At 64.1% G+C, this 12,231-nt stretch carries 10 protein-coding genes; 3 read left to right on the top strand and 7 right to left on the bottom strand.

The features are described from left to right. Window positions 1-37 precede the first annotated feature (37 nt). Both PQT43_RS17395 and PQT43_RS17390 read left to right on the top strand, forming a co-directional pair. Window positions 38-550, top strand: coding sequence for a M48 metallopeptidase family protein (locus tag PQT43_RS17395; RefSeq protein WP_102881129.1), 513 nt, complete (start codon window positions 38-40; stop codon window positions 548-550). A gap of 23 nt (window positions 551-573) precedes the next feature. Beyond that, on the top strand, window positions 574-870 hold the full coding sequence (locus tag PQT43_RS17390) for a winged helix-turn-helix domain-containing protein (RefSeq protein ID WP_102862029.1): 297 nt from the start codon (window positions 574-576) through the stop codon (window positions 868-870). 3 nt (window positions 871-873) lie between these two features. Here PQT43_RS17390 and PQT43_RS17385 read toward each other — a convergent pair whose 3' ends face one another. Continuing rightward, entirely contained in the window at window positions 874-1,326 is a 453-nt protein-coding gene (locus PQT43_RS17385; protein ID WP_102881128.1) for a GNAT family N-acetyltransferase, read from the bottom strand. Between the two features lie 277 nt (window positions 1,327-1,603). Between PQT43_RS17385 and PQT43_RS17380 the strand changes: the two genes are divergently transcribed. After that, on the top strand, window positions 1,604-2,341 hold the full coding sequence (locus PQT43_RS17380; RefSeq protein ID WP_102881127.1) for a substrate-binding periplasmic protein: 738 nt from the start codon (window positions 1,604-1,606) through the stop codon (window positions 2,339-2,341). 97 nt (window positions 2,342-2,438) lie between these two features. Here PQT43_RS17380 and yccS read toward each other — a convergent pair whose 3' ends face one another. From yccS to PQT43_RS17350, 6 genes are all read right to left on the bottom strand, one after another. Next, a complete protein-coding gene (yccS, locus tag PQT43_RS17375) occupies window positions 2,439-4,631 on the bottom strand; it encodes a YccS family putative transporter (RefSeq protein ID WP_272754355.1) in 2,193 nt (730 codons plus the stop codon). A gap of 229 nt (window positions 4,632-4,860) precedes the next feature. After that, on the bottom strand, window positions 4,861-6,039 hold the full coding sequence (locus PQT43_RS17370) for an NAD(P)/FAD-dependent oxidoreductase (protein ID WP_110594383.1): 1,179 nt from the start codon (window positions 6,037-6,039) through the stop codon (window positions 4,861-4,863). A gap of 125 nt (window positions 6,040-6,164) precedes the next feature. Next, window positions 6,165-7,502 (bottom strand): ATP-dependent RNA helicase DbpA, encoded by a 1,338-nt coding sequence (gene dbpA, locus PQT43_RS17365; RefSeq protein WP_253084176.1) that lies wholly within the window; start codon window positions 7,500-7,502, stop codon window positions 6,165-6,167. Window positions 7,503-7,745: 243 nt separating this feature from the next. Next, a complete protein-coding gene (mdtD, locus tag PQT43_RS17360) occupies window positions 7,746-9,176 on the bottom strand; it encodes a multidrug transporter subunit MdtD (RefSeq protein ID WP_102881123.1) in 1,431 nt (476 codons plus the stop codon). Window positions 9,177-9,251: 75 nt separating this feature from the next. Continuing rightward, window positions 9,252-10,589, bottom strand: a complete 1,338-nt coding sequence (locus PQT43_RS17355) for a TldD/PmbA family protein (protein WP_272754354.1) — start codon at window positions 10,587-10,589, stop codon at window positions 9,252-9,254. After that, window positions 10,589-12,031, bottom strand: coding sequence for a TldD/PmbA family protein (locus PQT43_RS17350; protein WP_110594386.1), 1,443 nt, complete (start codon window positions 12,029-12,031; stop codon window positions 10,589-10,591). Before PQT43_RS17350 ends, PQT43_RS17355 begins: the two co-directional genes overlap by 1 nt. Window positions 12,032-12,231: the final 200 nt, after the last annotated feature.

The raw sequence follows: 12,231 nt of genomic DNA, 5'->3' as shown, positions 1-12,231 counted from the left end.
CTACACTGGCGCTCTTTGCACCTTGCGTTGCCCCTTCATGACTGCACTCAAATACCTTCAGGCCTACCCCGTCGCCCTGCAACAGCAAGTGCGCCAGCTGATCGACGAAGATCGCCTGGGGGACTACCTGAGCCGGCGCTATCCGCACAAGCACGCGGTACAGAGCGACAAGGCGTTGTACAACTACGCTCTGGAACTGAAGCAGGAATACCTGCGCAACGCCCCGGCCATCGACAAGGTGCTGTTCGATAATCGCCTGGACCTGACCCACCGCGCCCTGGGCCTGCACACCACGGTGTCCCGGGTGCAGGGCGGCAAGCTCAAGGCCAAGAAGGAGATCCGCATCGCCTCCCTGTTCAAGGAGGCGGCGCCGGAGTTCTTGCGGATGATCGTGGTGCACGAGCTGGCGCACTTCAAGGAATCGGACCACAACAAGGCGTTCTACAAGCTCTGCGAGCATATGCTGCCGGGCTATCACCAGCTGGAGTTCGACCTGCGGGTCTACCTGACCTGGCGCGACCTGCAAGCCAAGGCGGGAGCGGCGGATTAGTGCTTAGTGAAAGGGAGTAGGCGATGGATGTCAGCAAGACCAAGAGCAGTTTCTACCGCCGCCTGTATGTGGCGTATCTGATCGACAGCGGCCTGGCCAGCAGTGTGCCGGCGCTGACCGAGGTCACGGGCATGCCCCGACGCACCGCCCAGGACACCATCGCCGCCCTGGCGGACCTGGACATCCTCTGCGAGTTCGAGCAGCAGGATGGCGCCCGCAATCATGCCGGGCGCTACCGGATCCATAGCTGGGGAGCCATCGACAAGGGCTGGATCGAGCCCAATCTGCGGCAGATCAAGACAGTGCTGGGTTATCCCTGAGTCTCAGGCCCGGCGCATGCCGATATGGGGAATGCCGTCCTCAAGGTATTCCTCACCCGCGACGATGAAGCCGTAGCGTCCGTAGTAATCCTGCAGATGGGCCTGGGCCGAGAGGTAGATCGGGGTTTCTGGCCAGTGCCGTTGCGCCTGTTTCAGCGCCTGCTCCATCAGGGCATGACCCAGGCCCTGGCCACGGGCCTGTTCGGCGATCACTACGCGGCCGATCACGACGTCGCCGCCTTGGGAGATCGGGTCCAGCAGGCGCACATAGGCCAGCAGGCGGTCGTCGTCCCAGGCCATCAAGTGGCAGGTATCGCCTTCAAGGTCGCGGCCGTCCACTTCCTGGTAGGGGCATTTCTGTTCCACGACAAAGACTTCGGTGCGCAGTTGCAGGATGGCGTACAACTGTTCCTTGCCCAGATCGGTGTGATGCTTGCAGACCCATTCGATGGTCATCTTCATATCCTGTAGAAAGTGCTGTGCGAAATACTAGGCACATCGCCGCCGGATGTCTTGTCGAGCAGCACCCAGAGGCTGTTTCTGTGAGTTAGGTCAAAATGCCACTATTGTTGTTACTGGCCTTTGTCTTCTTTGTGTAATCTGTTTTCAAGTCCTGTGCAGCGGTTCTGATGAGCTAGTGTTAGGGGCTGGGCTGCCCTGTCGAATACCGGCAGGGGCCCTCGAGTGTCGGCTGGAACGCGCTGGGCCCTGTGCCCGCTAAGGATCTTTTAGCATGCTGCGATTGCATCGAGCTTTGGCTTTGATCGGATTGCTGTTGCTGGGCCACAGCGCTTCTGCGGAGAAGCTGCGCCTGGTCGCTGACGCCTGGCCCCCCTTTACCGACGCGACCCTGGTCAACGGCGGGGTGGCCACCGATATCGTCAGCACCGCCCTGTCCCGTGCCGGCTATGCCAGCGAGTTCGAACAGGTGCCCTGGGCCCGGGCTCTCATGGGGGTTGGCGAGGGACGCTACGACGTACTGGTCAATGCCTGGTACAACGAAGAGCGCACCCATCTGGGGCAGTTTTCCTCGGAATACCTGGTCAACCGAGTGCGCTTCATCAAGCGCAAGGATGCCTCGCTGGAATACAACAACCTCAAGCAACTGCATCAGTACCCGGTGGCGGTGGTGCGTGGCTACGCCTATTCGCCGGAGTTCGACAACGACCCGAACCTGCAGAAAGTTTTGGTGCATAACTTCGCCATGGCCGTGCGCATGCTGGCGGCGGACCGGGTCAAGCTGACTCTGGAAGACGAATACGTCGCCCGCTACTACCTGGCCCGGGAATCGCCTCGGGTGCGCAACGCGGTGGAGTTCCTGCCCAAGCCCCTGAGCGAGAACGGCCTGCATATCCTGGTCAGCCTGAAAAACCCCGAGCATGCGCAGATCGTTGCCAAGTTCGACCGGGAAATTGCCGCCATGAAGGCCGACGGCAGCTACGACCGCCTGTTGCGCCAACACGGTATGTAACCGAACAGGGGGGCTGTCTGTAGGAGCTGGCTTGCCAGCGAAAGCGGCCCCGGACCTTGCATAAATCTTGCGGCCCCTTTCGCCGGCAAGCCGGCTCCTACGATTTTGCGTCGTCGCTGGTGTCTTTGATCAGGTGCGCCGCCAGGGTCCGCAACGGGCCCAGTTGTCGACAGATCAGTGCCAGCTGGGTCTGCACCAGACGCTGGCCTTCGTCGATTTCATCCGGCATCTGCTCCAGCTCATTGGCCAACGCTTCCTCGGCATCGCTCTGGATGGCGATCGGGGTCTTGTTGGCCAGGCCCTGGGCAATCTCGTCGATGCTCGCCGCCAGGCTGACCCCGGCACCGTCGATCAGGTGCTCGCGGACTTCCCCCGGCAGTTGGGTTTCCCGGTGCGCGCCCAACCCCGACAGGTAGCTGAGCAAGGTGTGGGACAGCACCAGGAAGCGGAACCCCACGTCGGCTTCCTTACGGAAATGCCCCGGCTCCATGAGCATGTTGGCCAGGGTGGTGGACAGCGCCGCGTCGGCGTTGTGGGCGTTGCGCCGGGCCAGGCGGTAGGCCAGGTCGTCGCTTTTGCCTGCGGCGTACTGCTGCATGATCTGGCGCAGGTAGATGCTGTTGCAGCTCAGGGTGTTGGCCAGCACCTTGTTCAGGCGTCGGCCCTGCCAGTCCGGCAGGAACAGGAACACCGCCAGCCCGGCGATCAGACTGCCCAGCAGGGTATCGAACAGCCGCGGCAGGAACAGCCCGTAACCGTCGCCCACCTGGTTGAAGCAGAACAGCACCATCAGGGTGATGGCGGCTGTGGCCAGGGTGTAGCGGGTGGTGCGGTTGGTAAAGAACACCACCCCGGCGGCGATGGCGAACAGCGATTGCACCAAGGGGCTCGGGAACAGGTCGAACAGCGCCCAGGCGATGGTCAGGCCGATGGCGGTGCCGACGATCCGCTGCCCCAGCTTGCGCCGGGTGGCGCCGTAGTTGGGCTGGCAGACGAACAGCGTGGTGAGGATGATCCAGTAGCCCTGGGATGGGTGGATCAGATGCACCATGCCGTAGCCGATACTCAGCGCCAGGGGCAGGCGCAGGGCATGGCGGAACAGCAGTGACGTCGGTGTCAGCTGGGTGCGCAGGCGAGTCCAGACATCCTTGAGGTTGCGCGGCGAGCGGTCCAGCAGGCTGCTGTCGGTGGCATCGGCCAGGGCGTCGGGGTTGCTGGCGTCGCTGAGCAGGCGGTCGAGGGTGCCAAGGTTGGCCGCCAGGGCGCGCAGCGAGCGCAGCAGCCCGCGCCAGGCCGGGTTGCTCTGGATGCGCAGGTGTTCCAGGGAGGCGTGCAGATCGCTCAGGGCCTCGGCGAAGCTGGCGTCATAGACGAACGGCTGGCGCAGCTGGATGGATTCGGCCAGGGCGCGGCAGGCCTTGCCCTGCTGGCGCAACAGGCGCTGGCAGCGAAACAGTACGTCGCTGTGGAAGAAGGCGTCGGTCAGGGCGTTATAGGGGTAGTGAGACGAACTGGCGCGCTCGTGGATGTCCTGGGCCAGGAAGTACAGCTTCAGGTAGCGGCTGACTTTCGACCCCGGCCGGCCATTGCCCACCCGGTGCAGGATGATCTCCTTGGCGGCGTTGAGGGCGGCCACGACCTTGCCATTTTGCTGGGCCAGCTCCAGGCGCCGGGCTTCCACATCCAACTGGCGGATTGGCTCGAACAGGGATGACTTGAGCTTGAGGTAGAAACCCAGCTCACGAAACAGCCGGGCCAGGCTCTGCTGCACCGGCTGGTTGGAGAACAGCGCCTGCCACAGGACCGAGAGCAGGCCATACCAGGCCGCGCCGGCCACCAGCAGCAGCGGCTCGTGCCAGAAATCGATCACCGCGCCGCCGCGCTGGTCGACGCCGATCATGGTGTAGACCGAGAGAATCAGGGTCGCCGAGGCGATGGCGCCATAGCGTTCCCCCAGAGCCCCGAGCATGGTCAGGCCGAAGCTGGCCAGGGCCAGGGCAATGGCGAAGATCCAGGGGTAGGGGAACAACAGTTCCACCGACAGCGCGGCGATGCTGAAGCACACCAGGGTCACGGCCAGGGCGTTGAGCCGGCCTTGCCAGCTGTCGTCGGTTTCGGCCAGGGCGCTGGCGATGATGCCGAGGAACAGCGGAATCAGTAGGCCCATCTCATCCTGATACCAGCACAGCGCCATGCTGCCGGTCAGGGCGATGAACACCCGTACGCTGTAGCTGAATTTATCCAGCGCCCAGAGGCGGCGCAGAGACTGACGAAAAGAAGTCGATGACATGGAGTGGGACAGGCCTTCCGGGGCGATGCAGCTAAATTGAGCCAGTATTGACGACGGCGCAATGCCGCCGTCACATCGGCCGACAAATTCTGTTGCCGTTGCCGGTCGGGCGCCTGTAGCCGCTGCCGTAGGCTGCGAACGACCCGAAGGGGCGCGGCGATTCAAGGTCCGTTGAGGTCCTGCGGACCTGTCGCAGCCTGCGGCAGCGCCTACAGGGATACACAGCGGCTCAGACGTATTGCGCCGCCGCGTAGCCCGAGGCCCAGGCCCACTGGAAGTTGAAGCCGCCCAGGTGGCCGGTGACGTCCAGCACTTCACCGATGAAATACAGCCCCGGGCTCTTCAGCGATTCCATGGTCTTGGACGACACCTCGCGGGTATCGACCCCGCCCAGGGTCACTTCGGCGGTGCGGTAGCCCTCGGTGCCCGCCGGCACCAACTGCCAGCTGCCGAGTTTTTGCGCCACGTCCGCCAGTTCCGCCGGGGTGTACTGCTTCATCGGCTTGGAGACGAACCAGTGCTCGGCCAGCAGTCCCGCCATCTTCTTGGTGAAGATTTCCCCCAGCAGGGTTTTCAGCTCGCTGTTGGGGCGCTCGGCCTGCTGCTGTTGCAGCCAGCCCAGGGCGTCGTGGTCTGGCAGCAGGTTGATCTCGACACTGTCGCCGGGTTGCCAGTAGGAGGAAATTTGCAGGATCGCCGGGCCGCTGAGGCCACGATGAGTGAACAGAATGTTTTCGCGAAAGCTCTGCTCGTTGCAGCTCACCAGACAGTCCACCGAGGTGCCCGACAACTCGCTGCACAGCTCCTTGAGCTGGTCGGTGATGGTGAAGGGCACCAGGCCGGCACGGGTCGGCAGCAGTTCATGGCCGAACTGCTTGGCGACCTGATAGCCAAAACCGGTAGCGCCCAAGGTCGGGATCGACAGGCCGCCGGTGGCGATCACCAGGGATTGGCACTGCACCGCGCCCAGGGTGGTCTGCAACAGATAGCCCGACTCCATTTTCTCGATCTGCTGGATCGAGGTGTCCAGGCGCAGTTCGACGCCGACCTGATCGCATTCGTCGAGCAGCATGCCGAGGATGTCGCTGGACTTGTTATCGCAGAACAGCTGGCCGAGTTTCTTCTCGTGGTAGGGCACGCCGTGCTTGGCCACCAGGCCGATGAAGTCCCACTGGGTGTAGCGGGCCAGGGCCGATTTACAGAAATGCGGGTTCTGCGAAAGGAAGTTGGCGGGCTCGGTGTACATATTGGTGAAGTTGCAGCGGCCACCGCCGGACATCAGGATTTTCTTGCCGGCCTTGTTGGCGTGGTCCAGCAACAGCACCTGACGGCCCCGGCCGGCCGCGGTCAGGGCGCACATCAGGCCGGCCGCGCCAGCGCCGATGATCACGACTTGGGTAGAACGCAAAACGGTGTCCTCGCACAAATTTGTGTAGGAGCGAGCTTGCTCGCGATAACGGTGCCGGGTTCAACCTCGATGTCGGCTGTTCGGACGCTATCGCGAGCAAGCTCGCTCCTACAGGGACGGTGGGGTTAGAGGACGCGCACGCGCAGCGAACGGCCCTTGATCTTGCCGTTGTTCAAACGTTGCAGCGCCTGCATGACCACGGTGCGTTCAACCGCCACATACGACTGGAAGTCGAAGATCGCGATCTTGCCGACCTGGGCGCCCGGGATGCCGGCGTCGCCAGTCAGTGCACCGAGAATATCGCCCGGACGCACTTTGTCCTTGCGCCCGCCCGCGATGCACAGCGTGCTCATCGGTGGCTGCAGCGGGGCGCCGCCCTGGGACTTGAGGTTGTCGACCTGATCCCAGTTCAGCGGGGCTTTCTGCAGCTGTTCGATGGCTTGCGCGCGATGGGCTTCGGACGGTGCGACGAGGCTGACCGCGATACCTTTTTCGCCAGCGCGACCGGTACGGCCAACGCGGTGAATGTGGATTTCCGAATCGCGGGCCAGCTCGACGTTGATCACCATGTCCAGCGCATCGATGTCCAGGCCACGGGCGGCCACGTCGGTGGCGACCAGTACCGAAGTACTGCGGTTGGCGAACATCGCCAGCACCTGATCGCGGTCACGCTGTTCCAGATCGCCGTGCAGGCCGACGGCGGAAATGCCTTTGGAGGTCAGGTGATCGACGGTTTCCTGCACTTGCTGCTTGGTGAAGCAGAAAGCGACGCAGGAAGCCGGGCGGAAGTGGTGCAGGACTTTGGTCACTGCGCTCATGCGTTCTTCCGGGGAAATCTCGTAGAAACGCTGTTCGATCTGCGTGTCGTCGTGGAACGCTTCGGCTTTCACCGTCTGCGGATCACGCATGAACTTCGACGCCAGTTGCTTGATGCCCACCGGGTACGTGGCGGAGAACAGCAGGGTCTGCCGGCGCGACGGGGTCTGCTCGATGATGTCTTCGATGGCGTCGTAGAAACCCATGTCGAGCATGCGGTCGGCTTCGTCGAGGATCAGCGTGTTCAGGCCATCAAGCACCAGCGAACCCTTGCGCAGGTGTTGCTGGATACGCCCCGGGGTGCCGACGATGATGTGGGCGCCGTGTTCCAGGGAAGCGATCTGCGGACCGAAGGACACGCCGCCGCACAGGGTCAGGACCTTGATGTTGTCTTCGGCACGGGCCAGGCGCCGGATTTCCTTGGCCACCTGGTCGGCCAGCTCGCGGGTCGGGCAGATCACCAGGGCCTGGCAGCCGAAGTAGCGCGGGTTGATCGGGTTCAGCAGGCCGATGCCGAAGGCCGCGGTCTTGCCGCTGCCGGTCTTGGCCTGGGCGATCAGGTCCATGCCCTTGAGGATCACCGGCAAGCTCTGCGCCTGGATCGGCGTCATCTGGGCATAACCGAGGGAGTCGAGGTTAGCCAGCATGGCGGGAGACAGGGGCAAAGTATTAAAAGCGGTGGCAATGGTGGTCACGGGACTGGCCTGCAAAACAAAATGTCGCGCAGTGTATCAGCCTCGCTCCCATAACCTGCAAATTCTGGACGAGCAACCGCGCAAAGGTGGTTTTGTGTAGGAGCTGGCTTGCCAGCGAAAGCGGTCGCGAGCTTGGTGCAATGCTCGGGGGCCTCTTCGCCGGCGAGCCGGCTCCTACGGAGGGAGGTGTGCGGCTCAATGCTCGATGTGCTGTTCCTCGACCTTGCGCGCCCTTCGGCCATCGGTGGGCGACAGCTGGAGGAAGATCGCCGCCGCCAGCATCGCCATGATGCCCACGGTGAGAAAGGTCAGCTGGAAGGCGCCGAGCACGGTGTTCACTCCGTCATTGCCTACTTGTGCAGTAAAACCGCCCAGCAGCGCACCGGCACAGGCCACCCCCAGGCTCAGGGACAACTGCGCTACCACCGACAGTAAGCTGTTGCCGCTGCTGGCGGCGGCATCGTCGAGGTCGATCAGGGTCACGGTGTTCATCGCGGTGAACTGCAGCGAGTTGATCGCCCCCAGCACCGCCAGCATGCCCAGCAGCAGGGGATAAGGCGTGTGCTCGCTGACCAGCCCCATGCTGGCCAGCATCAGCCCCAGGGCCAGGGTGTTGCCGGTGAGCACGATGCGGTAGCCCAGGCGCTCGATCAACGGCCGGGCAATGGACTTGGCCAGCATCGCCGCGGCCGCCAGGGGCAGCATGCTCATCCCCGCCTGGGACGGTGAATAACCCAGCGCCACCTGCAGCAGCAGCGGCACCAGGAACGGCAGGGCACCGCTGCCCAGGCGGGCGAACAGGTTGCCGAGGATGCCCACGGCAAAGGTCCGCACCTTGAACAGCGAAGGGGCGAACAGCGGGGTGTCGATATGCCCGGCCCGTAGCCAGTAGGCGGCCAGGCAGGCCAGCCCGGCAAACAGCAGCAACATCACCCGCAGGTGTGGCAGGTGCAGTTCCCCCAGGCCTTCCATGGCGATGGTGATCAGCACCATCGCCGCGCCGAACAGCACAAAGCCCAGGCCATCGAAACGGGTGCGCTCGCTGCCTCGCAGGTCGGGGATAAAACGCCACACCGCATAGCAGCCCACCGCACCCACTGGCAGGTTGATCAGGAAGATCCAGTGCCAGGTCAGGTACTGCACCATCCAGCCGCCCATGGTCGGGCCGATCAGCGGGCCCAGCAGCCCGGGAATGGTGATGAAGCCCATGATCCGCACCAGCTCCGAGCGCGGGTAGGCTCGCAGCACCACCAACCGTCCCACCGGCAGCATCAGTGCCCCGCCCAGGCCCTGGATCACCCGGGCGCCGATCAGTTGGCTCAGGGTGTTGGACATCGCGCACAGCAGGGAACCGATGCTGAACAGCAAGATGGCGCCGAAGAAGATCTTCTTGGTGCCGAAGCGGTCGGCGATCCAGCCCGATGCTGGGATCAGCAGGGCCACGGTGAGCATGTAGGCGATGATCACCCCCTGCATGCGCAGCGGGTCTTCCGCCAGGTCCTGGGCCATGGCCGGCAGCGCCGTGTTGAGGATGGTGCCGTCCAGGGATTGCATGAAGAAGGCGATGGCCACCACCCAGGGCACCCAGCGGGCGGTGGTGGCATCGAGAGGCGTGCGTTCGGGCATGGGATCTCCCAAGGGCAGCGGCAAGCGGCAAGCCATAAGCTTCAAGCTTGCCGCTTACAGCTTGCGGCTTGTCGCTTACAAGGTGAGGGTCAGGCGACTGACCAGGGCTCCGGGCAAATGCATCGAGGCGGTCTGGCGCTGGCCGTAGGTGCTGGCCGAAAGCAGCAGTTCCCGTTGCGCCGTCAGGGCCTCCAGTTGTGAACCCAGCAGGCTGTAGACGCTGTCATCGAAACGCATGGTGCTCACCGGGGCCTGGATCTCGCCGTTCTCCACCCAGAAGGTGGCGAAGCGGGTCATGCCGGTCAGGCGCGCTGCCGGCAGGTCCGAGTAGTTGAGGTACCACAGGTTGCTGATGTACAGGCCGGTGCCCAGTTGCTTGAGGATCTCCTGCTGCGACAGCTGCCCGGCGGCCATGTTCAGCGCACTGGGGTATTCGCTGCTGCCGGCGCCGTTGCTGGTCAGGCCGTACTCGGCGGCGCTGCGGGAGTTGATCAACTGGGCGTTGGCATTGCCGGCGGCGATCAGCGACAGGTCGCTGCGCGGGTAGCCCTCATCGGAAAAGGCCGGACTCAGGGAGCCGCTGACCTGTTCGTCGAGGGACACCAGGGGGCTCAGGGCGGCATCGCCCGCGTAGAGCTTCTGCAGGGGGCTGTGCTTGCTGGCAATGGACTGGGCCGAGAACCCGCCCCAGGCCAGCATGCCCATGATCTCCTCCAGGGCCGCCGGTGCCAGGTAGGCGCGGTACTGCCCCGGCGTCAGGGTGCGCAGCGGTCGACCGAGGAACTCCAGTTGCTGACGGGCCTGGTCGAAGCGCTGGGCGAAGGCTGCGTCGTCCCAGGCGTGTCCCGCGTAGCTGGCCTTCACCGCTTCGCCATTGGCGTGGAACAGGCTGAAGTCGAAGTTGAAGCTGTTGGCCTGATGCCAGCCGAAGGCTCCGGCGGAACTGGCAAAACCTCGGCTGATGGGGCCGGCGGCATAGATGCCCACCAGATCCAGGCCGGCACCGGCGCGGCCGATCTGTGCCACCACCTGCTCGCTATCGGGCAGCGGATGGTCCTGCACGTGGTGGGATTGCCATTGGGCGTGATTGAGCATCAGGTACGGGTCCGCTGGCAGCAGCGGCAGGGTTTCGCGCAACTGTTGCAGGGCTTCGACCAGGCGCTGACGGTCCACCTCGGGGTCGTTGCTCAAGGTGATGCTCAAGTCGGCGTGGCGTCCGTCTTCGATCAGCTTGAAGTGCAGGCTGGCCTGTTGCACCTGCCCGGCCTGACGCACCTTGGCGTGGTTGAAACGGATGAACTCCGAGGACTCGGCCGAGTAGCTCAGAGTGAACTGTTCCGATTCCTTGATCGCGTCCTGCAGCCACTGCACCCATGCCTTGAACTGCTCGGCCTGATTCATCGTCCTGTTCATCAGGCGTCTCCTCCGAATACGTCAATCTTGCTGAACACGCAGGCCGGCGAAGCGTGGCCGACGCGGATTACCTGGTTGGGCTCGCCCTTGCCGCAGTTGGGCGTGCCCAGGACCTGGAAGGTGCTGCGATCGCCCACCGCGCTGAGGTTGCGCCAGAACTGTGCGGAAATACCCCGGTAGTTGGGGTTCTTGACCACGCCCTTGAGCTCGCCGTTTTCGATCAACTGGCCCCATTCGCAGCCGAACTGGAACTTGTTGCGTGCATCGTCGATGGACCAGGAGCGGTTGGTGGACATCAGGATGCCGTGTTCGATCTGGCCGATCAGGCGGTCCAGGGGCTGGTCGCCGGGCTCGACGTTGAGGTTGGCCATGCGGTCGATGGGGGCGCGGTTCCAACTGCTGGCGCGGCTGTTGGCAACGCCGTCGAGGCCACTGCGGTATTGCGACAAGGCACTGCCCAGGGGACGTACCAGCAGCCCCTCGCGGATCAGGAACTGCTTGCTGGCGGCGCTGCCATCGTCGTCATGCCCATAGCTGGCCAACTCCTCGGGAATCTGTGGGTCGAAGGTCACGTTGAGCAGGGACGAGCCATATTGCAGGCGGCCGAAATCTTCCTGTTTGACGAAACTGGTGCCGGCGTAGTTGCGCTCGTCGCCGAGGATGCGGTCCAGTTCCAGGGGGTGGCCGATGGACTCGTGGATCTGCAGCATCATCTGGTCCGGCATCAGCAGCAGGTCCCGCTGGCCTGGCGGGGTGTTCGGCGCCAGCAGCAGTTGCAGCGCCTGGTCGGCCACCCGTGGCGCCGCGCCCAGCAGGCCGCAACGGCTGATCACATCACCGGCGCCCTGCTGGCCGAAGTTTTCCCGGCCCAGGCTGCGGGTCTGGCTGTCGCTACCGTCGTAGGCGGTGACATCCAGGCCCGGGTAGACAAACCGCTGAGCCTGGCGCAGCTCGGCGCCGGCGCTGTTGAGGTAGATCTGCTCGACCTGGGTCACGCCGATGCCCACTTGCCAGTTCACCAGGCGCTCGTCCTTGGGCACCGAGGCCGATTCGTCGCCCAGCAGCTGGTAGCAGTCGCTGAGGGATGGGAAGGGCTGGTCCAGATTCGGCGAAAGGTAGTCGCCACGGTGGCTGGATACCGGTTGCTCGCGCAGGTCCAGCAGGGCGTGGGCGGCGATCACCCGAGCCAGGTGTTCGGCGCGGTCGAGGGCGGCTTGCAGGCCGCCTTGCGAGAGGTCACTGGTGGCGGCGTAGGCTTCCACACCACGCACCCTTGCGGTCAGCATCGCCCCTTCGTCGCGGCCCAGGCTCGGTGGTTCGGCAACGTTCTTGCGCACTGACAGGTATTGGTCCGACTCGCGCACGTAGCGCAGGGAAAAGAATTCGGCGCCCGTGCGCAAGGCAGCAAAGCGCTGCTTGAGCTGGGGGTGAAAGTCGAACATGGAGAACCTCCTTGTGAGACGCGATAGCGGGCGGGTCTTGTCGCCAGCAAACGGAACGCTGCCCGGCGGCTCCTACAGATATAGGCGTCGGTGGACTCCGGGGCGAAGGGGATGGGCAAGTTGCAGAACTGTAGCTGCTGCCGGAGGCTGCGATCAAGGAGGCAGTGCGGGCAATGCGGGGGCAGGAAATACGCGGGGAG

Origin of the sequence: Pseudomonas sp. BLCC-B112 (assembly GCF_028550695.1) — a bacterium.
GTDB lineage: Bacteria > Pseudomonadota > Gammaproteobacteria > Pseudomonadales > Pseudomonadaceae > Aquipseudomonas > Aquipseudomonas danubii.
This window is presented reverse-complemented; position numbering and strand designations above follow the sequence as displayed.

Excerpts from the sequence above, each read along its gene's own strand:
- dbpA (WP_253084176.1), bottom strand. The coding sequence starts at position 7,502 with ATGCTGGCTAACCTCGACTCCCTCGGTTATGCCCAGATGACGCCGATC.
- PQT43_RS17380 (WP_102881127.1), top strand. The coding sequence starts at position 1,604 with ATGCTGCGATTGCATCGAGCTTTGGCTTTGATCGGATTGCTGTTGCTG.
- mdtD (WP_102881123.1), bottom strand. The coding sequence starts at position 9,176 with ATGCCCGAACGCACGCCTCTCGATGCCACCACCGCCCGCTGGGTGCCC.
- yccS (WP_272754355.1), bottom strand. The coding sequence starts at position 4,631 with ATGTCATCGACTTCTTTTCGTCAGTCTCTGCGCCGCCTCTGGGCGCTG.
- PQT43_RS17350 (WP_110594386.1), bottom strand. The coding sequence starts at position 12,031 with ATGTTCGACTTTCACCCCCAGCTCAAGCAGCGCTTTGCTGCCTTGCGC.
- PQT43_RS17395 (WP_102881129.1), top strand. The coding sequence starts at position 38 with ATGACTGCACTCAAATACCTTCAGGCCTACCCCGTCGCCCTGCAACAG.
- PQT43_RS17355 (WP_272754354.1), bottom strand. The coding sequence starts at position 10,589 with ATGAACAGGACGATGAATCAGGCCGAGCAGTTCAAGGCATGGGTGCAG.
- PQT43_RS17390 (WP_102862029.1), top strand. The coding sequence starts at position 574 with ATGGATGTCAGCAAGACCAAGAGCAGTTTCTACCGCCGCCTGTATGTG.
- PQT43_RS17385 (WP_102881128.1), bottom strand. The coding sequence starts at position 1,326 with ATGACCATCGAATGGGTCTGCAAGCATCACACCGATCTGGGCAAGGAA.